The organism is Flavobacterium sp. SH_e, from assembly GCF_025717045.1.
Lineage (GTDB): Bacteria > Bacteroidota > Bacteroidia > Flavobacteriales > Flavobacteriaceae > Flavobacterium.
On sequence record NZ_JAOVZN010000006.1, the window covers coordinates 1 to 25,134 of the forward strand.

The window sequence follows — 25,134 nt, forward strand, 5'->3', positions numbered from 1 at the left end:
GGAAGATTTGGATTAACAACTACAGTTATGGTAGTACCAAAGCTAGTACAACTTGCGCTACTAACACTAAATGAAGCCGTATATGTTCCAGCGGCAACATTCGCAGGTACATTAATAGCGTTAGAAATTGTACCTGCTCCACCTGCAGCAGTAAAGCCTGGACTAGGCACAACATTCGTTTTATTTGCAAATCCAGCAGAAATTGCAGCAGCATCCCAAGCGATACTGTAATTTACTGGATTTCCAGTAGTTCCTGAATAACCAATTGCTACATTAGTGATAGCAGAAGGCTGACACATAGTAGAGCTAAGTGTAGCTGGTGTAACTGTAACAGAAGTTGTATTGTTTATTACAACTGGAGTTCCGCAAGCAGTCTCTCCACATGCATTTTTATATTTAACGTAATAAGTAGTATTTGCTGTCGGAGTTACTGTAAATGAACCGTTAGCCAATGTTGATCTTCCTACCAATGTACCGTTACAACTTCCTGAAGTCCATTCTGCATACCCTCCTGTATTTGTTCCCATATTACCTCCATTCACAGTTAATGTAATTGGTGTACCCGCACAAATAGTACTAGCAGTTGTTGATGCAGAAGTTGGAGCTGATATTTCTGCCAAAGTATTCGTAACTACGATAACAATGGTCTCATCCGAATAAATTCCAGATGTAACAGTTCTTCTATAAAAAGTTTTTTGATTAACTGTTCCTGTAATCGTATAATCTTTTCCATTATTTACACCAGGAGCGGCAGTATATCCAGTAAGTGCACTAGTCGTACTTACTTCCCATAAATAGCTATAAGAGCCATTACCTCCTGTTGGTGTAGATCCTGTAATAGTCCCAGGATTTGTTCCTGCACAGATAGGAGTAGAATAAGTTGCAACAACATAATATTTCTTTTCAATTCCATAACAAGGATCTCCAAATGTTGCATTATAAGAACCTGATGAAGGAATTGTTGCAGATGTATTACCTAATAAGTCAGTAGTTACAGAACGGCTATTGTATGCGTGACATGAACCAATAGTAAAATTTGGTGCTGTTCCATTTGGAAGACCATAACTTGCAAATTTCACATTGATGAAAATACTTCCAATAGGAGCACTTAAAGTTAATAATCCCTCGTACTCACCTTTTACACCGGTTACTTGTCCAGTAGAACCATAAGATGCATAATTATTGTCAATTGCCGGATAAGGTGGTGTACCCGAAACCGTTATTCTACCTGTATTTCCTGTGGAGAAAAAAGTATCATTTGTATTTGCTGCTGTTGGGTTTGAAGAGGTACTTCCCCATGTCGAAGTTAAAGGCCCAACACCAGCTAAAGTCAATATTCCAGCAGTATGCGAATAAGATCCTAATGCTGCTTTTGCACCTTTAGAAACAGACCAAAGTCCTGCCACATTCGTTGTCGCAGTAAAAGTTAATGTTCCTGAACCAGAGATTGCTAAATTATAAAAGCTAGTAACATTTGTTGATTGGTTTGTTCCGTTGAAAGTTACTGTTCCTGCTGTTCCAGGAGTAAATGTTCCACTATTTGTAAAATTCCCACTTACATTTAACAAAGCATTTGTACTATTAGCCATCGTTAGTGTTGCACCACTATTGATAGTTAGATTTCTAGTCAAAGCTGTTGTTGATGCAGCAATTGTAGGCTGATATGTTGTTCCTGATGGAATCACAACATCTGTAGTAGCGGTTGGTATTGTATTTCCACACCAGTTTGACGCTGTATTCCAATCTGTGCTGGTAGCACCAGTCCAATAACCTGCTATACAACTTGCTGTACTTACATTTAATATCCCAGCTGCGCTCGTGCCAAAGTAAGTACCATTTTTAAAAGTTGCCGCACTAACTGTACTTCCATAAGAGCCATTATTTTGTCCTGTACCATTAAGCGTTAACGTGACGGCCGTATGTCCTGTATTGGTATTTAAGTTGGCCAAAGTTCCAGAAGCAATTGAAAGATTGCCTGAAATTGCAACCGCTGAAGTTGGGAAAGTTTTTGTTCCTCCTCCTGAGAATACAAGATTATAAAAGTTAGTAACATTGAAAGATTGACCCGTTCCATTTAATGTTACTGTTCCTGCTCTTGGTGTAAACGTCCCACTATTAGTGAAATCACCTCCCACAGTAAGAGCATAATTAGTAGCTGATACATCTAGAGTCGTTCCTGAGCCAATAGTTACATTAGCATTAGCAGTTGTCGCTCCTCCCAAAGTTTTAGTACCACTGCCTGAAGTCGTTAAATTACTATAAGTATTAGCCTTAATCGTTTGGTTTCCTGCTCCATTATAATTTACTGTATTACCAGTTGCTGTCGTTGTTAATGTGGTAATTGTAGGTACAGTCAATGCAGTTATATTAAGCTGGCTAGTTGCTGTTGCATTGTTAAAAGAAGTAATAGTCCCTGAACTATTTAAATTAACCGTACCTCCAGCATTATTCGTAATTCCAGTTATAGTTCCTGTAGTATTAAGATTTAAAGTTCCTGTATTTATTAAATTTGCAACCGCAATTGAACTTGTACCTCCAATATTCAAAGTTGATCCAGGAGCATTTGTTAATGTACCTGCACCTGAAAGAGTCGTTGAAATTGTTAACGCACTTGTATTATTGTTTGTATATGTTCCTGATACAGCTACAGATGGGATTGTTATTAAAGATGATCCGCTTATACTTTTAGAAGCTCCTGTGAAATTATGTGCGCTTGTATTTGTAGCAGTATAAGTCCCATTATTCTGAAGATTTCCCGCAAAACTCATTGTAGAATTTCCTGTTTCATTCCAAGTACCTCCAGAATTGATAGTTACATCACCAGTAAATGTTTTTGTCCCGGTACCATTAAAAGCTAAAGTTCCTCCAACTGTTGTAGTTCCAGTAACTCCTAATGTATAATTTGATCCTATTGTAAAAGATGCACCTGAATTAACGGCCAAATTTCGCGATACGGCCAAATTTGCACCAGTTGTTGCAGAAGCTGTGCCTGTTACAGTTAAATCATTATTTACAGTTGTAACAGCAAATGTCTTAACTCCACTATTTGATAATATTAAATTGTTATAGGGCGTTGTGTAAACAGTTTGCGCCCCACCAAGATCATAATTCACTGTTGCACTACTACCATTCAAATTAATAGTATTTGTTCCCGTACCGCTCAAACTACTAAATGGACTAGCATTTCCTAACAAAAGCAACCCAGATTGTTGAGCTCCAGTTGCCATACTAAATGTACTAGTATTACTACTGTGCTGATTTACTGTTGTAATTTGACCATTAATGTCTAATGTTCCTTCTTCGAAATAGAAACCAGCATCATTTAAAATATTGTTACCGCCACCGCCGTTAGTTCTTCTACTATTTAATGTTAAATTACCTGAAATATTAAAATTAGCAATTGTAGATGTCAAAGTTGTAGTACGGTTACTTGATGGCGTTGTAGCAGTTAAACCAACTACAACTGAACTTGCAGACAAAGTACCTGATCCTAAAATATTTATATCCCTATTACTGCTATTCGATGAATTTACCGTTATAACTCCTGTAGTAAGAGTTACTCCTGAATCAACAGATAAATCCCCGGTATTACCTGTAAAAGTAATACTAGAACAACTGCTACTTAAAGTCACTACAGGAGAACCGCTCGGTATTTGGACTGCATCCGTGCCAGTAGGCACTCCAGCAGGCGACCAGTTTGATCCCACATTCCAATTGGAATTTGTTGTTCCAGTCCAGATTTTCTGTCCAAAACTAGTTGAATGCAAAAGAATGAAGAATAAAAACGAGTAAAGTAATTTTCTCATCATATGAAGTAGGTATTTGTATTAAATTTGTTTTTGGGCTGCTAAAAAGCAGAAAATGGCATTTCTTCTTCTCAAAAGAGAAGTACAACTTCTAATTTTAAACCTGAATCAGAATGTTAAAATGTTGACTTTTAGGCCAATCTGAAACTGTTAAAATCACATACAAAAATATTTAAATTAGCCTAACACGCAAGGTTATAATTTATTTCTTTTGTTTATTTCTTAACAAATTTTAGAATTAATTTACAACTAATTGACAATTACTACAATTAAACGTTAAAACGCATGAAAAAACCGACGAATAACACTTTTACTCCCAAAGAAGCGCTACAAAAACTTGAACATTTTTGTGCCTACCAAGAACGATGTCATGAAGAAGTTATCGCAAAATTATATAGCCTAAAAATGACGCCCGATGAGATTGAAAGTATTGTCGTACAACTGATCGAGGGGAATTTTCTAAATGAAACTCGTTTTGCATGCAGCTTCGCAAGAGGCAAACACAGAATCAAAAGTTGGGGAAAAATTAGAATTACAAACGAACTTAAGGCAAGGAACATTTCCTCGACGAACGTCACTTTGGCTTTAAAGGAAATTTCGTCTGAAGAGTATTTTGAAACCTTTGAAAACCTTGCTGAAAGATGCTGGAATAATTTGTCAGAAAGTGATACTTTAAAAAAGCGTAAAAAGTTCTGTGACTACATGCTACGAAGGGGTTTTGAAAGTAATTTGGTTTATGAAAAAGTGAAAGAATTAGAAGAAAATTAGATTTATTCTTATTTCAAAAAAGCTTCTATTATAACTCTTTTAAAATCAAACATATCGATCTTAAAAATTACAATAAAATTCCACTATTTCTTAAAACAACTTTTGGTTATAAATTATTCCGATTTTGCGGAATTTATAGCAAATCTGACGTTTTTAGTCTAAAATCTCAAAAAACAGTCTAAAAAAAACCTCATTTCTTACGATTATTCTTATAATATTTTTTAACATTTTATAAGAAATATTGACTAATATTAAAATTTTTAATGTAGTTCATCGAGTTTTTTAACAATTCATCGATTATATATAGGTTATCAAAACCCTAACTATTCCCTGCTCGTAGATGTATCTATCTTTGCGACGGCTCAAAATCTTATGCCAGCATAACAAACTGATAGAAAACATTTAACATGAAGAGAACTCTACTTTTATTTTTTTTATTGCCCTTTTTTGCGTTAGCTCAAAATGTTGATTTAGTAAAGTGGGATCAACCTAGTGGTTTCGCTCCAAACGTCTTAGTTTCGAATATTACCTCAGCTAATATGTCTGGAACGCACTTGACTACACTTAACTATGCTGGTTTTACTGGAACAAACTGGCCTGTTGGAAATTTTATCAGTTCATCAGAATACATTCAAATTTCTGTTACGGCAAATGCTGGTTATAAAATAGATTTAGCCACTTTAAAATATGCATATAACACTTATGACGGAAGTAGCGGGCCAAGAAAATATCAAGTAAGATATTCTAAAGACAGCTCATTCCCTTCAAACGGAACATTACTGCTAGATGATCAAAGTCCAGTACTTTCATCAAAAACCAACGTAACATTATCATTCCCAACAGGAGTTGTTGTTCTGCCTGGTGAAACAATGTACATTCGTTTTTATGCGTACGACCGAGGAAATACTGGATGGAGTGATGCTAGATGGGCATTAATGAGTTCACATACAGACATTAATTCTGGCGGTACATATACAGTACCAACTATAAATGGAAAAGTAAGTGCTTACGTTCCTACTTTGCAAGCATACAATGATACTGCAACAACTATTCAAAACAATTTTACTTTTATTAATGTTTTGGCTAATGACATTCAGGCTAACAGTCCGATATCATCAGTAGCAATTGCAACTCAGTCAGCAAACGGAACTGCAGTTGTAAATTCAGATAATACAATAAAATTTACACCGGCAACTGGTTTTACAGGATCAACATCTTTTACTTATACTATTGGAGATGGAACAAACACTTCAACAGCGACAGTAAATGTAACGGTTACAGCACCTGTAATATCTGATTTAATAAAATGGGAAGGCACAACAACAACTACACCAACTATTTACGCCTCTACAGATGCAGTTAGCGCAGATAATTTGACAGGTGGGTCTGGTATAACTCTACAAGCTTTAAATGATGAAGGGTTTAAGGGGACTTCATGGCCAACGCAATTTAGCATTGACGAAAGCAAATATTTCCAATTAACAGCATCTGCCAAAACAGGTTATAAAGTTAAACTGTCTAAATTCAATTTTACTTACAATGGCGACAGTAATCTATACGTTCAAAGATATCAAGTGCGTTATTCTAAAGATAATTTTGCTACAAGCAATTTACTTATTGACGAAGCAACTAGCACTGGTAAAGTAACTAAATCTTTAGATTTATCTAACATCACATTGTACGCTGGCGAAAAATTGACATTGCGTGTTTATGGCTATAAATTGAAATCTAATACAGATAATGGTTCTCCAATATTTTTAGCAAATACAAATACAAAAAGCTCTGGTACTGTTCCTACAATTACCGGAACTGTTTTAAAATACGACCCAACTGATTTAAATGCAAATGACGATATTGTTACTACACAAGAAAAAAGAGCTATTTCATTTAATCCATTAACAAATGACACAAATACAGCTGGTGCAACTATAACTTTCACACAGCCTCCAACGGCTGCAGGAACTGTTACTAGAAATAATAACATTTTTACTTTTACACCTGCAACAGCTTTCACAGGAACCACTTCATTTACGTACACTTTAACTAACGGAACTAAGACTTCTACTGCAACTGTTGTAGTATATGTTACTGAACTTAGTCCAAAATTAATTATTTGGAATGGTGCGTTGCAACAGCCAAAAGCTGTAGTTACAGATTCTAATATAATTGGAAATGATCTTACCATAACTGGCACAAACTGGAGTATGGGTATCTATAACAATTACTTTAATCTAAGTGGATTGCAAAATAATGGCTCAACAGCAATTGATTACAATAGATATGTTCAGATGAGTGTTACGCCTAAAGCGAATTACAAACTGACACTTACACAATTCAAATTCATCTATTTCTCTCCTGCAGGAAACGGGAATGGAAATGGAAACGGGAATGGAAATGGCGCAAATAATGAAGGAGCATCTATGATCCAAGTGCGTTATTCTACAGACCCAACTTTCGCTGACAATGGTACAGTTTTATTAGGCGCAACAGCAACGGTAAAAGGAACCGATACGACAGTAACTCTAAACTTCCCTACCGGAACAACTGTTTCTAGTAGCACTAATCAAACATTTTACATCAGAATCTATCCATATGCAGTATCAAATCTTTATAATGGATATTTCAATATAAAAAATGATTATGGTGGAGAAGTTGGACCAACTCTTAGCGGTGTTGTAGAACCCTCAAACTTAATAACTGCTAATCCAGATACGGCATCTACAAATTCGAACACAGCTATTAATATTCCGATTTTATCAAACGACGAAAATTATACTCCGTTAGCATCAATTACAGCAACACAACCAACAACTGGAGGAACTGTACAAGTTAATGGAACAACAAATATTACATTTACACCAACACCTGGTTTTACAGGAACTGCAACATTCGAATATACAATTTCAAATGGTACAAATTACTCAACTACAACTGTAACGGTTAATGTGACTACTCCGCCATGTGCGCCAACTGGAGATCAAGTTGCTTTTGGAGCAAATCTTTGGAATGGATATGTTTATAAAATAGCAGATAATGTAGCTTTACCGCCAAATATTACTTTCCCTGCTTTACCAAGCAGCAGTATTGCCACTTATATCGGAACTGTAACTGAAAGTAAAAACTTTGATAGAAATAATGGAAGTGGTGCTATTTCTGGCGTAACTACAAATTTTGCCTGCGATACTGCTCCTTCAGATAGATTTTTTGTACGATATAAGATGACTGCAACAATAACTGAAGCAGGTTTATATGGTTTTAACTTAGGAAGCGATGATGGTATTAGACTGTATATCGATGGGGTACAAGTTTTTGCAAGATGGAATGGACACGGTTATGTAAACGATTATTTCACATCTGACTTAACTGTTGGTGATCATCAATTTGTACTTGAATACTATGAAGACGGAGGCGATTCAAGAACTACTTTCTACTTTGGTTTACCTAAAGGTGACCCAACTCAATACGGAGATAAGGTTTGGAATGTATATGGTTATGTTGGTAATGATTTAACTTTGACAAACGTTAGATATGCTGGAAATTATGTTGATCCGCATTTAAATATTTACTCAACTGCTTATTGGACAAGAGATAAATCTCCTTCTTCTGCAACAATCTGGGAAGGAGCTCAAGTACCAAATGATAACTTTACAACGGTTTACAAACGTAAAGGTTTTGTTTGCGGACAATATCAAATAGAACATAGCAATCATGATGATGCAGTTGAAATTTATATCGATGATGTTTTGATATTTTCTCAAGACGGATGGAATAATGCTTCTTTTTTAGTAAATTCTGGACAGCTTTATGCTTTAAACAGTAATTCAAGGGTAGAAATTCGTTTAAGAGAAGATGGTGGAGATGCCAATCTTGGATTCAACTTTATAAAAACTGATGCTGTTTATAACGGAACAGGAACTATTCCAAGCGGAAGTACTCTTGTAATTAACGGGAATACCACATTAAGTTCAGACATTTCAGTTTGTTCTTGTACTGTTAATGCTGGATATACGCTAACAGTTCCAACTGATGTAACATTGACTGTTGATGAGGATATCGTTGTTGGGACAGGTGCAAAACTACTTATACAAAGTGGGGGAGCACTTCTTCAGACTTCAACTAGTAAAACTATGTTTAGTGGAGAAACAACTGCTTTTGAATATCAAAGAACTATAAATGTAACTCGTTATGATTTGACTTATTGGTCGTCACCAGTAGATAATCCAAGTTTTACATTACATGATTTTTCGCCAAACACCTTGTATGACAAATATTACTATTGGGATTCTAAATGGATCACCGATTACAACGGAAAAATGGTTATGGGTGTTGGACAAGGTTATAATATAAGAGCACCACAGACTTTTGATATAAATACACCGGCTGATTTTACAGGACAATTCTATGGAACGCCTAATAATGGAGATATTTCTGTTAGCCTAGCAGCTGGAAAATCGAGCTTTATTGGAAATCCATACCCATCTGCAATAAATGCTTACGATTTAATTTCAAATAATGATGGTCTAGGAGCATTATACTTTTGGACACACAATACACCTCCATCAAAAGCAGAAGGAAGTAATGTGTATACCTATGACAGTGCCGATTTTGCAACCTATAGTAAAATGGGTGGAGTACAAGCAAATTCGGGAGGTACTACACCAACAGGATATATTGCAGCTGGTCAGGGATTCTTTGTAAAACCAACGATAAGTTCTGTTTTATTTACAAATGACTTACGTCTTAAAGCAAATAATAAAACATTCTTTAAAACAACTGGAAACTCTGAAAGAAATCGTTTATGGCTAAATTTTAAAAATAGCGAAAGTGCCTTTAAACAAACTTTAATAGGATACGCAGAAGGCGCAACAAACGGATGGGATATTGATTATGATGCAGCTACTTTAAACAGTAATACTTATGTTGATTTTTATAGTATTAATGAATCTAAAAAATTGACAATTCAAGGACGCGCACTTCCATTTGACAATACAGAAGTAATTCCGTTAGGATATAAAACAACTATTGCTGGCGAATTTACAATTGCTATTGATCACGCTGACGGATTTTTTGACACACAAGCTGTTTATTTAGAAGACAAAACAACCGGAATCATAACTGATTTGCGTAGTTCAAATTATACTTTCACTACGGCTACAGGAACTTTTACAGATCGTTTTACTCTTAAATACACGAATAAAACTTTAGGCACTGATGATTTTGAGAATCTTGAAAACAGTGTTTTAGTCTCTGTAAAATCAAAAGTTATAAAAGTAACCTCTTCTGAAAATATAGAAGAAGTGCAGATTTATAACATTGGAGGTCAGTTGTTATACAACAAAAGTAAAATCGATTCAAGCGAATTACAGATAAGTAATTTACAATCAAGCAATCAAGTATTATTGGTAAAAGTTATTTTAGAAAATGGCCATACGGTCACGAAAAAAGTAATTTTCAACTAATGAGATTAATATAATAAAAATCCGGCAATTAATCACTGTCGGATTTTCACATATCAAAACAATAATAACAAAAAAAGCTTACCAAAAAACAGACCCTTTATCAACTAATCTTAACCAACTTCATGAGCACAAAAAAGCCATCGAATTCTCGTTCTTTATTAAAAAAAATTAGTATTCTCGTTTTTCTGATATCTTTAAAAGTAACTAGTCAAAGTAACACTATCACTAGAATTCATACAGACTGGAATAAAAGCGGAACCAATTACTGGACTTCCAATGCTGCAACAGGTGTAGGAAACCGTCCTGATAATGTCAATAATTTACTAGCGTTTGAGTGGAGAGGAAAAACCTTTTCAACAGGTGTAGATGATAGCAAATTAACTGCTAACGCTGTAACTTTTGAGGCACAAAATTTTAGAGCTTTGAAAATTCAAACTTTAGGAGTAAATTCAATCACCTATTTTCTGCAAGGTTCAATGATAGATGGATCGGCAAGTGCCGCAACCTTAACTCCTCCATTAGCTGGAGCTGCATCAACTGGAAGCGAAAGAGCATCAAGACTTACAGATGGCAATAATGGGTTAAGCCTTGGAACAGGAATCGCAAATATTCCAAGTGGTTCTTCAGAATTTAAAATTGGAACAAATAATTTAAATTTAGTTGGAATAAACGATAATATTCCAGATATAATTGTTACTCAGGTTGCAGATCCAGGAGGAGCGTCATCTGCAGACATTTTTAAATTTGTTGATGCTTCAGGAAATACTGTGGGTAATCAGCTATCTGTCAATTTTAGTTCTGTTTCGGTTATCGGAACTTACAGCTTAGATTTATTTAGAGCGACTGATGGTGTTATGGCTTATACGCCTGCATCAACAAGAGATATTAGAATGTTAGGAATCGAAACGAGTGCATTCGGTATTACTTCAGCAAATGCAGCACAAGTTGATCGTTTTGTAGTTTCCTTTTCTGGAAGTTCAGACTGCGCTTTTATTGCTTTCAATACAAGTTCTCTAAAAATTGCTGATTTAAGTATGATCAAAAAAGCTACATTATCATCATGCGGTAAAGTAGGTGATCAAATAACTTATAATTTCGATATAAAAAATACTGGACAAGTTCCAATTACGAATATCAGTGTTTCAGATCCGATGCCTGGAATGGTATTTTCGAGTAATTTAATTTCTTCTCTAGCAGTTGATCAAACGGCAACAATAACTGCAACTTATACCATTACTGCGGCAGATGTTACAGCGGGAAGAATTGTCAATTCGGCAACAGTTACAGGAACTGATCCCTCTTTAAATACCGTTACAGATATTTCGGGAGACGATTACAGCAATAATAATGCTACTATTACTATTTTACTTGCACCTCCCACTATAAGTGCAACTCATAATGTAACCTGTCCTAGCGCAGGAAGCATTGATTTAACTAATCTTCCAGCTTCAGGAACTTGGCAGATAACTCAAACTGGAACTGCTTCTGCAACTTATAATGGTAGCGGAACCACGTTTACAGTTCCAAATTTAGCTGTTGGATCTTATGCGTTTAGAGTGAGTGTTGGCGGTTGTAATTCACAAACTACATCTAGCGTAACAATAAGCAATGAATCTACAACTACTTGGAACGGATCAGCGTGGTCAAGTGGTGTTCCAGATTTGACCAAAAGAGCTATTATTGCATCAACAACACCAAATCAACCTTTTACAGCAAGCACTTCTATGTGTGCTTTAACTGTTAATTCTGGTGCTATTGTTACAATTCATACAGGGATAACCTTAAGAATTACAAATGCAGTAACAACAAACGGACAGCTGATATTTGAAAACAACTCAAGTCTTATCCAGACCACCAATGCGGTCAACACCGGAGAGATTGTCTACAAAAGAGAAACTTCAGTGCGCCGATATGATCTTACATACTGGTCAACCCCAGTTACGAAATCAAACTTCACCATGCACGATTTCTCGCCAAACACCCTTTATGACAAATACTACTATTATGATTCCGATCTAAAATGGGTGATCGATTACAACGGAAAAATGGATATGACAATAGGAAGAGGATTCAGCATAAGAGCCCCTCAGACTTTTGACATCAACAGTCCTTCAGTTTTCACAGGACTGTTTACAGGAATTCCAAACAACGGAGACATACCGGCAACGGTTTCTCAAGGGAAATGGAACCTTGTGGGTAACCCTTATCCTTCAGCTATTGATGCAGTGGCTCTAATAAATGCCAATACCGATTTAGGAGCTCTGTATTTATGGACGCATAACTCGACTCCGACAAAACAGGCTGGAAGCAATGTGTACACTTACGCCAGTGCAGATTTTGCAGTCTTCAACCTTTTGGGAGGTGCCGGAGGAGCAGAGCTTGACGGACAGCAGTTCCAGGGATACATTGCGGCGGGACAGGGTTTCATCTGCAAGCCGACCACTGCGACTCTGAACTTCACCAATCTGATGCGTGTGGACGGCAATAACACACAGTTCTACAAAACAGCAAAAACAGAAGGTGTGGATAAGAACCGCCTTTGGATGACTCTGAGCAATACCGAAGGGGCCTACAAACAGGTTCTGCTTGGCTATGCGCAGGGAGCAACGAACGATATTGACGTCAACTATGATGCGGCAACGATGGGATCAAATTCTTATGTTGACTTCTACACCATCAACGGAACAAAGAAACTGACGATCCAGGGACGTGCGCTTCCATTTGACAATACCGAAGTGATTCCGCTGGGGTACAAATCGGCCATTGCGGGAGATATGACAATCGCAATTGACCAGGCAGACGGATTCTTTGATACCCAAGAAGTTTACTTGGAAGACAAGACAGCGGGAACGGTAACCGATCTTCGCGCAGGAAATTATACTTTCAATACGGCTATCGGAACTTTCACAGATCGTTTTACGCTTAAGTACACCAATAAAACTCTAGGAAATGAAGAGTTTGAAAATCTTTCTGATGGAATAACAGTTTCTGTAAAAAACAAAGTAATCAAAGTTTCTTCATCAAAAGAATCGATTAATGATGTGGTTATTTACAATGTCCTTGGTCAAGAAATCTTTAGCAAAAAGAAAATCAATAGTACTGAATTACTTATTTCTAATTTACAAACAGGAAATCAGGTTTTATTTGTAAAAGCCAATCTTCAAAATGGCTATATTTCGAAAAAGAAAATTATACTTCATTAATATTTTAGCTATAAAAAAACCCATCTTAATGATGGGTTTTCTTTTTTATTCTTCTTTCAATTCGTCAATTACCTTCTTGATCTCTTTGGCATATTTTCCATAAAACTTTTGAACCCACCATTCTAAAGAAATTCCCATAGACAGCACTGTAAAAACAACAATTGCAAAGAAACCTATTAATTGTCCGTTAGAAAATTCAAAATTTGATAAACCCGACGTCTTAGAAAGACCGTAAAAATAAAATCCTAATAAATAAATAACCAAAAAGGGAGTAAGCGAAAAACCAAATGTTTTATACAATTCCATATTTAGTCTAATATCAAAATAAGTCTCATACAAACTGTCTTTTGTTTTCAAAGTTGTTGCATTCAACCTTTTAAAAAAGAAATATAACTTCACTAAATAATAAACGCAAACTGCCAAGAACAAGCTATAAATTAAATAGTATAAAAAAAACATTTGTGCATTAAAATGACAAATCAACGGAATAGTCCCAAGAAAAAACATGGATAGTATTTGATAAACAAATTCATTTTTAAGATTTCTTCTGATTTTATCTAATGGCATATTAGCCGATTGGATCTTCTCTAAGTTTTTTGGCAGAATAACATTTTCTGGCTTATCGTTATTCCATGCATTTTGTATATCGTTAAAATCCATATCCCTGATTTTTTATAATTTCTTTTAATTTTTCTTTGGCTCTATTCAGTTTTACTCTCGCATTTCCTTCAGAAATACCTAAGTTTTCTCCGATTTCTTTATGAGAGAAACCTTCTAACTGATAAAAAATTATGGCCTTATCTATTTTTTCAAGTTTCTGTACCGCTTTGTAAAAATGATCCAACTGACTTTCTTTTATATGAGAATCACCTTCATCATCTTTGACATTCTCCGAAGCAATTTCATATTTATCTACTTTCCGTTTTTCTTTTTTCAGGAAGACAATTGCCGTATTTACTGCAACTCTGTACATCCAAGTCGAAAACTGGCTTTCATTTCGAAAAGACTCATAGGATTTCCAGAGTTGGCATACAATTTCCTGAAACAAATCCTGCTGGTCATCAGAATTATCCATATACATCTTAGAAACTTTATACAAAATTCCTTTATGGATTTCTATCCGATTTAAAAACTCATGTTCTTTCTCTTTCAAAACAGATTTAATTCATTACAGGTTTTACAGTATATCCTTCTTTTCTCAATAAATTAATAACTCCATACTCACCTCCTAAATGTGCTGCTCCAACAGCGATAAAAACACTATTTTGCTTTATTAACTCTGGTATTTGCTTTACCCAATTTAGATTTCTATTATCAAGAATCTGCTTTTTAGTTTTTTCACTTGTAAATCGTTTATCTGTACTAACTGCATACATGGCTTCGATATTTTCATTTTTATAAGCATCAACCAATTCAACCGTTTCTTCAGCAGTAGATTCTTCTAAAAGCGTCAGCATTTCATCATTAGAATAAGCATTTTCAAGAATTTCAAATTGAGATTTAACAGATTCTAATCCCGCAATAGGAACATTTCTTTTTTTAGCAGTATCCGAGAATTCCATTTCATAAAACTTTAAATCTGTGCAGCCAAAACTTTTAATGGAAATCAAGCTCAAAACAGTCAAAAGACTAAAACTATCTACTTGCTGAACCGACATACCCGTACTCTTTTTTAAAATTGAATCTAGTTTAGCGAGCTGTTCTGGAGTCAGCTTTTTGCTCAACGGCTCTTTTCCCATTGCCAATTGCTGCATTTGGCTCATTTCGTTTGGGTCTGTGAGGTTGATTTCTAAAAATAATTTATCTGATTTTTCGAAAGCGCTTTTGGCTTTTTCAGATAAAAAATAATCTTTCGAACAAATCATATGAATCGTTCCGTACAAATAAGAAGATTTTTGAAGTCCTTTTCCTGAAACCTCCCAAAGGAGAGAATTTTCAAGTTTTGGAGTTTTTGTTTGGGCCGAAATAGTGCAAACAAACAAGAATGCAAGAACTGTAACTATAAATTGAAATCTGGTTTTCATGATTTAATATGGTTTATTTGATTACAGCTTGTAAGTAATCGAATAAACGAAACGTTACAAAAAAATTTATTCTTTTTTCAAGTTTAAGTTTTAGAAAATCAGAATTTAAAAAACAAAGTCTCTAACTAGTTCTAAAACCTGATTAATTTCTTCCTGCGAATTATAACTGTGGATACAAAAACGAAGGCGCTCCTGACCCTCTGGAACAATTGGCGAAAGAATCGCCTGCACATCGAATCCTTTATCTTGCAGTTCCTGCGTTAGCTTTTTTACATTTTCATTTCCCGGAACTATAGCAGAATGTATTGGAGATTTACTGTGAACAAACATTGGTTTTAAACCCAGCAAATTTTTCTGCTGATTAAAAAACACGATATTCTGGCGAAGCTTCTCTCTCGTTTCTTTTTCAATTTCTAATTGCTGATAAGCTATAAAAATCGTTGCAACAGAATGTGGAGACAAACCTGTACTGAAAATAAAGCTTCTTGCAAAATTCACAAGATATTCTTTTAGCTCTACAGATCCTAAAACTGCCGCACCTTGACATCCTAAGCCTTTACCAAAAGTCATTATTCGAGCAAAAAACGATTATGCAATTGTAAATACTGCGTCATGCCTTCTCCTTTTTCTCCAAAAACACCCAAAGCATGAGCTTCATCAACGACCAAATAACAATGATACTTTTCTGAAAGCTGAATCAGTTCTTCGAGATTCGGACTATCACCATCCATCGAAAAAACAGTTTCTGTAACAATGTAAATATTCGTCTTTAGAAATTTAAGAATAAGTCGTTCCAAATCTTCAATATCATTATGGATAAAATGGTGCGATTGAGCGCTCGACATTGCAATTCCATCTTTTATTGAAGCATGACATAATTCATCATACAAAACAACATCATTTTCTTGCGGTACAGCGCTAAAAAAACCCAAATTAGCATTGTACCCCGAATTAAAAATTAAAGAGGCTTCTGTATCATGAAATTGAGCTATATAATTTTCTGCAATTTGATATAGAGAATGGTTTCCTGTAATCAATCTTGAACCCGTTGCTCCATTTTGCAGCGTTTCATTTTCCAGTAAATAAGCATGAGTGTGCTTGAAAATAATTTCTGACTTAGAAAATCCGATATAATCGTTTGAAGAAAAATCTACCAGATTAGTAAAAACAGGTAGTTTCCTAAAAAGATTATTCTCCTTTCTATTTTCGATTTTCAGGTTAAGATTTTCAGGTATTTTCATAAAACAAAGTTATGCAATTGAAATTACAACAAAATAATACAGCGGATTCTATTAAGATCCGCTGTATAAATTTAAGATTAAATTGCACTAATAAAAGGCGATTGTCTGATATAATGTGATTCAACCATCTCTTTCACTATAAACTTCGAAATATCAAAAGCCGAAATTTTTTCTCCCAAACAATCTTCTAAGTTTACAGAGATTGGAGCAGTTTCATCAGAAAAAATGATTAATGGAACTCGAACTTGTGTCCAATCTATTTTACTTTCAACCAAAAGATCATAGGTTAATTGTCGGTCTTTTTGGATTTCAGGAAAATTCGTTTTCATCCAATCAGTCGCCATAATTGTTTTTGGGCTTTTTTTATCAAATGGTGTATCGATATTCAGTCCAGCCAGCAAAATATACCTTTGAATATCATTTTTGTCCATAGTTTTCAGAATATTCTTCGTCGCCTGACTTGCCACCATTGGCTCTCCAGGCCTTTGTCCAATTGTACTCAATACGGCCTGACAATCTTGAAGCAATACATTTATAGATTCTTCATCAATAGCATCACCTTTGATAATTTCTATTTTTGAATTTTGAATAGTAAATTCGTCTGGATTTCTTAATAGTAGTTTTACACTAAATCCGTTTTCTAATAACTGGTTTACAAGATATTTTCCAGTTCTTCCGCCGCCGCCAAGAACAGCGACTTTTAATATATTTTTCATATATATTCTTTATAAAATTTGACATAGAAAATTATGCTTCATTTTCTAACTATGAAGCAAAACTGTAAAAGCTTACTGAACTTTTACTATTGATCAAATATTTTATAAAGAGATTTTAATACTTCAAAAGTAATGAAATAAAAAAGCCAGACAAAACGTCTGACTTACAATTTATTGTATTTTTTCTTTTTCTACCCATTTAAAGTTTCCTTTCTCAGTAGCATCGAGTAAATTAACCTTCAAACCATCTGCTATTTTTAATGCATAACTAAATGCAGATTTCAAATCTAAATGAACAGAGATCGACTTTTTCTTTGTTTCAGATAACCAAATATATATTTCAAAATCGCGATCTGAATAATTTTTATATACCGATATGTATTCTACATTTTCAAAAACAGAATCTTTACATAATGGAATCTTAAACAGAGTAAAATTAAATTTAACTGTCTTCAGTTTGGCATTTGTATAAACTCTTTTTGTAAAAGTCAATCCTGCCGCACAGATCAACATAAAAAATGTTGCCAATATAAATTTTAGTGCTTCAATCATTTTTCCTGAAGAAAAGAGATCCAAGGTTTTAAAAACCATTGAAATTGAAAAATAATATAATGGCAATGCAATCAGAAAATGCCAAAAAGGCCTTTTCGAAACATAAATCAATTGATCAAATTCTAGTTCTTCCATTTACCAAAAATAAAAAACCAGACTTTAAAATCTGGCTTTAAAATATATTTACTTAACTAAATTTTAAACAATTTAATTAATTGTGTAAGTCACTGTATTACTTGTTGTACTATTAATAGTATATTGAGTGGTCGCAGGATAGCCACGTTTTGCAATATCGCGCTCAATTGCAGTAAGTGGCGACTCACAGCAGACTCCCAACCAAGGTGCTGTGTATGTTGGGCCAACTACGACATTTGCAGCTTCTACTGAAGCTTTAATAACATTATCAGAACTTGTGGTTAGAGACATTGTCCCAAAACCTAATGTAATCAGCAGCATTCCTAAAAAAACTTTTTTCATACTATTTTTTTAATGTTAATATATTTACAAACTTAATATATATACAGTAAAATATTACAATATTTAATAATGTGTTTTAATATATTTTGTTAATTTTCTGACAAATAAAATTTATACTTATAGCTAAGATCAAAAAAGTATTCAATTACAAAAACATTTACTTTCATTTTAAATCATAAAAAAAGCCAGACAATAATTGTCTGGCTTTTTACTTATTCTAAAATTGTCTTAGTCAACTAATACAATTATCTTATTGTTTTTCATTTCGATTGTTCCTGACTTAATCTCTAAAGTATAAGTTTGGTCATTAACTCTCGTAAATTTATCAGCTGCCTCTTTAGAAAAATTGAAGCTTGGAGCTGCAATTTTAACTGTTCCCTCTTCTAAGATAGAAACAATTGGCGCGTGATGATTTAAAATCTGAAAGCTTCCATTAACTCCTGGTAAGCTAACCGAAGTTACCTCTCCCGAAAATAATTTTGCCTCTGGTGATACTATTTCTAAAATCATTTTTTTTGAGTTATGAGTTATAAGTTATGAGTTATAAGTGAGCAGAAACTCAATAATTTATAACTCATAATTCATAATTTATATTAAGCTTCAGCTAACATTTTCTCTCCAGCTTCGATTGCATCTTGAATAGAACCTTTCAAGTTGAAAGCAGCTTCTGGAAGGTGATCTAACTCACCATCGATAATCATGTTAAATCCTTTGATAGTATCTTTAATATCAACTAATACACCTGGAATACCTGTAAATTGCTCCGCTACGTGGAATGGCTGAGACAAGAAACGTTGTACACGACGAGCTCTTGATACTGCAAGTTTATCTTCTTCAGATAACTCTTCCATACCTAAGATCGCGATGATATCTTGAAGTTGTTTGTATTTTTGAAGAATTTCTTTAACTCTTTGTGCACAGTTGTAGTGCTCATCTCCTAAGATATGTGGAGTTAAAATTCTTGAAGTAGAATCTAACGGGTCAACTGCAGGATAGATACCTAACTCAGCAATTTTACGAGACAATACAGTTGTAGCATCTAAGTGCGCGAAAGTTGTAGCTGGCGCAGGGTCAGTTAAGTCATCCGCAGGAACGTAAACCGCTTGTACAGATGTAATAGATCCTTTGTTTGTAGATGTAATACGCTCTTGCATAGCACCCATCTCAGTTGCTAATGTTGGTTGGTAACCTACCGCAGATGGCATACGTCCTAAAAGTGCTGATACCTCAGAACCTGCTTGTGTAAAACGGAAGATATTATCAACGAAGAATAATACGTCTTTACCTTGGTCTGATCCAGCTCCATCACGGAAGTACTCAGCGATAGATAATCCTGAAAGTGCCACACGTGCACGAGCTCCAGGTGGCTCATTCATTTGTCCGAAAACGAAAGTAGCTTTAGACTCTCTCATTCCTGGCATATCTACTTTAGATAAATCCCATCCTCCATTTTCCATAGAGTGCATGAAATCATCACCGTATTTAATAATTCCTGACTCTAACATCTCACGAAGCAAGTCATTTCCTTCACGTGTTCTTTCACCTACTCCAGCGAATACTGAAAGTCCACCGTGACCTTTTGCGATATTGTTGATCAACTCCTGAATCAATACTGTTTTACCAACACCTGCACCACCAAACAATCCAATTTTTCCTCCTTTTGCATAAGGCTCGATCAAATCGATTACTTTGATACCTGTAAATAAAACTTCAGATGAAGTTGATAATTCTTCAAATTTTGGCGCTGGTCTGTGAATTGGCAGACCGTTCTCTCCAGTTTTTGGCAATTCGCCTAAACCGTCAATGGCATCTCCAACAACATTAAATAATCTTCCATATACATCTGGACCGATTGGCATTTGGATTGGATTTCCAGTTCCAACTACTTCATATCCTCTACTTAAACCGTCTGTTGAATCCATAGAAATGGTACGAACAGTGTTTTCACCAATATGAGATTGTACTTCTAGAACTAAAATAGTTCCGTCTTTTTTAGTGATTTCTAGTGAATCATAAATTTTTGGAAGTTCAACATCTTTACCGTTGAAAACTACGTCTACTACTGGTCCAATGATTTGAGCAACTTTTCCTATTACTTTTGACATTACTTATGTATTTATTAAATAGCTATTTAGGTTTATCGAAAATACCTCTTTTTTCAGAGCGCAAAGATAATTTTTTAAAATATAAAATCAATTTTTTTTTCATAAAAAATACCATGATTTTGTTTGATTCATAAAACTTGCCTAAAAAATAACAAAAACAGCATTTTTTTTACTAAAAGAAAAACCGCTGCATCTTAAAAATGAGCGGTTTTTAAAGTTAAAAAATAGCTTTAAATTATAATGTAGCTGGAAATAAAATTGGATAATTACCAATATTAACTCCTTTTAAGTTTGAACCGTATTTCGCATTAATTGCCTCTATAAATTTATTTGCAATAAAAGCATAACCCCTTGGAGAAGGATGAACTCCATCTAAAGAAAACATACCTCCAGTTACAAATGTTGATTTTAATGTAAAATTGTTTGCCGTAATTCCATTTGGCGAATTTAATTGATCCATAAGCGATTTAGCATCAACAAAAGCCAAACCATTTGCTTCTGCCGCAGCCTCAATTACCAAATTATAAGCTATTGTGGCTGCTTCTATCTCATCTACTTCAGAAGGCAATAAAACATATCTGTCTGGCAAAGGAAAAGTAATTCCTAATTGTGACAAAGAAGGAGAAGGAGAAGCAATTCCGTCTGCTGGCACACTTGGAGCTTTACCTATTCTAGAAGATGCACCTAAACAAATTAAATCTGTAGATACCGCTTGTCTTGCTTTTCCAAAAATCTGCCCCATTACCGTAGCAGTAGTCGCATCTAATCCACCGCCCATTAATACCGCTTTTAGATTTGCAGAAAGATCTGGTAAATTTTCGTCAACTATTAATAACGGATTATTTTCTGTTGTAGACAAAAGCTTAATTCTATCTCCTTGTCCTAAATAGGCTAACGCATTATGCAAAGGACCATATAATTGAGCATTTAAAGCTGCAACCATATTAACTCCTTCAACTGTTAAATTTGCTTGAGTAAGCTGATTATAAACAATTACATGAAAATGAGGAAGAGTTGTTATATTAGGAAGATTAGCAACAACTCCTTTTCTTCCGCCAGCAACAAGCTGAGCAACCAAGCCTTTATATGCTGCTTCAAAAGTTGCAGGAGGCGTTAAAGGGTTCACAGCAGGATCTCCACCAGCAGTTGCATAACCCAATTCATCGTTTCCTCCAATCCAAAGCGAGAAGAAAGTAGGATTTTGACTTAAAGCATCTGCCAAAACAGTTGTTGTTGCACTCGATGCAAAACGAGCAAAATATGGATTTGCCTTTCCTAAGGCAACTCCAGCAACATCACCATAACCAGGAGCTAGCAAATGAAAACTTTTAGCCCCAGGAACTCCTAAGTTATTAAATGTTCCCGATAAATGTGCTGTAACTTCAGTTGTTGGCACGCCTACAACTGGAACTGGCGTACCGTTAAGATACAGACGTGGCCCACTTATAACATTTCCTCCGAGTAATAACCCTCCAATATTGTCATTTGCGAAAGGCGTTTTAAACTCACCACCCCCCACTAAAGCAAACTGCTGTGCCAAAACATTTGGATAAGCTCCTTCTTGTCCTTTTATAAATAGGGCATTATCACTAAATCCTGCAGCAAAAGAGTCACCTAAAGCAACATACTTTGAAAAATCAGCACTACCCGCAGTCAAGGGTTTACCATCAGACGACTCCACAACTGGAGCCACATCGTCATCACTATTACAAGCCATAAAGGTTAACGAAACCAATAAAAGCCATTTAAAATTTTTTATCATAACTTAATATTTTTATAATTATCTGTTTCCAAATTATACATTCAGAAACATCAATAATGAATTTGACTTAGAATTAACAATTATGGATTAATAGTCCAAGAAGCAAAATATTGCTGTCCAATTAATCCAGCTCCAATAACTTGGTAGTACTCTTTGCCGCCAATATTAGCCGCTCCTAATTTTACAACTGACTTTAATTTTGGAATTCCATAGTTTATCTGAGCATCGATTACAGTTGCAGATTTGATTGTGCCGTCAGCAAAACTAGATTGCCATTCGTATTCACTATTCCATCTTCCGCTTACATTAAATCCAAAGTTTTTAAATAATTTATCATTTCCAAGAGACACTTTAATCCTGTGTTTTGGAGTATTAAATCCAGCTTCGAAACTCGGATCTTTATCCTGATCAAAGTCAAATTGAGCATAGTTATAATTTAGTCCCAATTCGAAATCATCAATTATTTTTCTAGAAAGTCCCACACCAAATCCCAATGAATGTATTTCTACATCTGAATTGGTATATAATTGATATGCTCTATATTCGCCATTTTGTAACGCTCTGATTGACTGAACACCTGGATCAGAAACACCTGCCGCAATATTTGGATTATCTTGAGCAGTTCCATAGAAAGGAGAAACTACATTTAGATTACCAATAAAGTTATTATATATATTATAGTATCCGTTGATATCTACTGATGTACCTTCAAAAATAGAACGGTAACCTAATTCAAAAGCTTTTACTTCTTCTGGTTTCACATAATTTGCTCTTGATTTCTTTAACAACGCAGCCGCTGCTACAGGATCACTTCCTGCCATTGCAGAAAATGCCGTTACAGAACTTGCTAAATATGAATTTCCGTAAGCGTCATTTCCATTCATAACTTTTGTTGCGCTTCCTGCATAAGCCTGACCTTCTGCACTAAGAGTAAAAGTTTCATTAAATCTAACCAAGTTATCTGGAGCAGAACCAAGCAATACCGCATTTCCAATATTAAACCCTATATACTGATCTTGAGTTGTCGGGTTTCTAAAACCTGTTTGAAAAGATCCTCTGAAGTTATGATTTCTCTTTTCTCCTGCTGAATAAACAAGAGACAAACGTGGAGAATAATTACCATCAAAGTTTTTAGATTTATCATAACGAAGAGATCCTGTAAACTTCAATCTGTCATCCATAAATTTTTTCATCAATTGTGCATACGCTCCATACTCATTATAGTTAATTGGGCTATTTGCATCTGTATAAATTCTTCCGTGCGAGTTAAGTTCGTATGCTCTGAAAGAACCTCCAACTTGAATTTCGGCAAATTTTATAATATCTCTAAAATTATAATTTGCATCTGAATGATACATTTTAGAATTATCAACCAATCTTGATCCGCTAAGAACATCTGGATCACTTATAACTTGATTAAATGCATTTTTAAACTCAGGTGTTCCTGGCAAGAAACGGCCAGTATCCGCTGTAGCTCTAGCTGCCGCATGAGCCTGTTCTGGTGTCATACCTGCTAAAGTTCCTTGAATATAAGCTCCAGCATATTGACCAAACCAAGTATTATCATCTTTCCATTTTCTGTTTACGTTAATACCTGTAAAAACCATATCGTAAGAATGTCCTCCATCTTCTGCAGTCATATACCCTCTTAAGAAAAAGTTTTTTCCTTTAAATTCTAATTTATGTTGCTGCATAAAAAAGTCATTTAAATAATATCTGTTGGCACCTTGATAAACTGCATTACCTGTACCAAATTTACTTTGCCAGATAATTTCCAATCTTTCGTCTCCAAAAGGTCTTCCATGTAAAGAGAAATCTACCTTCTTATTCGCGGCTTTATTATCTGTTAAATCAATCTCGTTATACCCCGTTCTACTAACAGTTGAATTCGGTAAAAGGTTAGATGCACCAGCTGGAATTAATCCCATTGCTTCAAGCTTCAAACCAACACCTTTAATGTTTGTCGAAGCCTCATCACCATATACATTTATACCATCATAACTAGGATCTGTTCTATTTAGACCGCCTCTTGTTTTATCATCATAATTTGTTGCGTACCAATCTGTAGCCTGCATATAGGTAAAGTTGGCTTTTGCAGCAAAATATTTATTGAAAGCATGAGCCAATCGAATACCAAAATCATAAAACCCATTTGTGCCTGCCGCCTCTTGCGAAGTTGCTCCGTATTTAAAATAAGTTGAAATACCTTGATTTGTAAACGGACTTTTGCTTGTCATGAATAAGATTCCATTAAATGCATTTGCACCGTACAAAGCCGAAGATGCTCCTGGAAGTAATTCCACACTTTGAACATCAACTTCCGAAACCCCAATCATATTTCCTAAAACAAAGTTCAATAAAGGAGATGAGTTATCCATTCCGTCTACCAACTGCATGAAACGAGTATTCGCAACAGTTGCAAATCCTCTAGTGTTGATGGACTTGAATGACATACTACTAGTATTCATCTGCACCTCTTTCATATTTTCTAAACCATCATAAAAAGAAGGTGAAGCCGTTTTTTTGATTTCCTGAACCCCCATTCTTTCAATTGTCACTGGAGATTCCAGAACTCTCTCTGGCATTCTTGATGCAGAAACTACAATTTCATCTAATTTGTTTTCTTCATCTGTTAAAATAACACTTAACTTCTGATTTGCTGATGTCACACTAATTGTTTTAGACACAAATCCTACTGCCGAAACTTTTATCGAAAAAGGCAATTTAGAATTGGTCGTTAATTTAAATGAACCATCAAAATCAGTGGAAGTACCACTATTTTCTCCAACAACAACAACATTGGCTCCTGGAATAGACTGTTTGGTACCATCTGTAACCGAACCTGTAATTGTATTCTGCGCAAAAGATATTCCGCTGAATAACAACATAATTAGCAAGTAGACTCTCATTTGGGTAGTTTTTTCGTTAGTATATGTAGCCAAAATACACAAATATTTTAATATGCATAAAAAAACGTTAAATAAAATTGATATTTTTCATCATTTCGCATAATATTTTAAC

15 protein-coding genes and 1 pseudogene are annotated in these 25,134 nt (G+C 34.9%); 4 read left to right on the forward strand and 12 right to left on the reverse strand.

Annotated features, from left to right (window positions below; all coding sequences use genetic code 11):
- On the reverse strand, positions 1–3,809 hold a 3,809-nt coding region (locus OD917_RS10910), incomplete at its 3' end, for a beta strand repeat-containing protein (protein WP_263523558.1).
- 282 nt (positions 3,810–4,091) lie between these two features.
- Here OD917_RS10910 and OD917_RS10915 point away from each other — a divergent pair.
- From OD917_RS10915 to OD917_RS10925, 3 genes are all read left to right on the forward strand, one after another.
- A complete protein-coding gene (locus tag OD917_RS10915) occupies positions 4,092–4,574 on the forward strand; it encodes a regulatory protein RecX (protein WP_263523559.1) in 483 nt (160 codons plus the stop codon).
- Between the two features lie 407 nt (positions 4,575–4,981).
- On the forward strand, positions 4,982–10,033 hold the full coding sequence (locus tag OD917_RS10920; protein WP_263523560.1) for an Ig-like domain-containing protein: 5,052 nt from the start codon (positions 4,982–4,984) through the stop codon (positions 10,031–10,033).
- A gap of 122 nt (positions 10,034–10,155) precedes the next feature.
- Positions 10,156–13,236, forward strand: coding sequence for a T9SS sorting signal type C domain-containing protein (locus OD917_RS10925; protein WP_263523561.1), 3,081 nt, complete (start codon positions 10,156–10,158; stop codon positions 13,234–13,236).
- A gap of 45 nt (positions 13,237–13,281) precedes the next feature.
- Here the strand turns inward: OD917_RS10925 and OD917_RS10930 are convergent, their stop codons facing one another.
- The 6 genes and pseudogenes from OD917_RS10930 to OD917_RS10955 form a co-directional block, all read right to left on the reverse strand.
- On the reverse strand, positions 13,282–13,896 hold the full coding sequence (locus OD917_RS10930) for a hypothetical protein (RefSeq protein WP_263523562.1): 615 nt from the start codon (positions 13,894–13,896) through the stop codon (positions 13,282–13,284).
- Positions 13,886–14,389 (reverse strand): RNA polymerase sigma factor, encoded by a 504-nt coding sequence (locus OD917_RS10935; RefSeq protein ID WP_263523563.1) that lies wholly within the window; start codon positions 14,387–14,389, stop codon positions 13,886–13,888. The genes OD917_RS10930 and OD917_RS10935 overlap by 11 nt, the downstream gene beginning before the upstream one ends.
- Before the next feature lie 7 nt (positions 14,390–14,396).
- A complete protein-coding gene (locus tag OD917_RS10940) occupies positions 14,397–15,260 on the reverse strand; it encodes a TraB/GumN family protein (protein ID WP_263523564.1) in 864 nt (287 codons plus the stop codon).
- Positions 15,261–15,365: 105 nt separating this feature from the next.
- Positions 15,366–16,501 (reverse strand): annotated as a pseudogene (locus OD917_RS10945) (aminotransferase class I/II-fold pyridoxal phosphate-dependent enzyme).
- Between the two features lie 77 nt (positions 16,502–16,578).
- Positions 16,579–17,217 (reverse strand): NAD(P)-dependent oxidoreductase, encoded by a 639-nt coding sequence (locus tag OD917_RS10950; RefSeq protein ID WP_263523565.1) that lies wholly within the window; start codon positions 17,215–17,217, stop codon positions 16,579–16,581.
- A 171-nt stretch (positions 17,218–17,388) separates the two neighbouring features.
- Entirely contained in the window at positions 17,389–17,808 is a 420-nt protein-coding gene (locus OD917_RS10955) for a hypothetical protein (protein WP_263523566.1), read from the reverse strand.
- 5 nt (positions 17,809–17,813) lie between these two features.
- Here OD917_RS10955 and OD917_RS10960 point away from each other — a divergent pair, with 5 nt between their 5' ends.
- Positions 17,814–17,945: a hypothetical protein gene (locus OD917_RS10960; RefSeq protein ID WP_263523567.1), complete on the forward strand. Its 132-nt coding sequence runs from the start codon at positions 17,814–17,816 to the stop codon at positions 17,943–17,945.
- Between the two features lie 31 nt (positions 17,946–17,976).
- On the opposite strand, the gene OD917_RS10965 is transcribed toward OD917_RS10960, so the two are convergent.
- From OD917_RS10965 to OD917_RS10985, 5 genes are all read right to left on the reverse strand, one after another.
- A complete protein-coding gene (locus OD917_RS10965; protein ID WP_263523568.1) occupies positions 17,977–18,246 on the reverse strand; it encodes a hypothetical protein in 270 nt (89 codons plus the stop codon).
- A gap of 228 nt (positions 18,247–18,474) precedes the next feature.
- Positions 18,475–18,756 (reverse strand): F0F1 ATP synthase subunit epsilon, encoded by a 282-nt coding sequence (locus tag OD917_RS10970; protein ID WP_263523569.1) that lies wholly within the window; start codon positions 18,754–18,756, stop codon positions 18,475–18,477.
- Positions 18,757–18,839: 83 nt separating this feature from the next.
- Positions 18,840–20,351: a F0F1 ATP synthase subunit beta gene (atpD, locus tag OD917_RS10975; protein WP_263523570.1), complete on the reverse strand. Its 1,512-nt coding sequence runs from the start codon at positions 20,349–20,351 to the stop codon at positions 18,840–18,842.
- 235 nt (positions 20,352–20,586) lie between these two features.
- Positions 20,587–22,113, reverse strand: coding sequence for an SGNH/GDSL hydrolase family protein (locus OD917_RS10980; protein WP_263523571.1), 1,527 nt, complete (start codon positions 22,111–22,113; stop codon positions 20,587–20,589).
- Between the two features lie 80 nt (positions 22,114–22,193).
- Positions 22,194–25,022, reverse strand: a complete 2,829-nt coding sequence (locus OD917_RS10985; protein ID WP_263523572.1) for a TonB-dependent receptor — start codon at positions 25,020–25,022, stop codon at positions 22,194–22,196.
- Positions 25,023–25,134 lie beyond the last annotated feature (112 nt).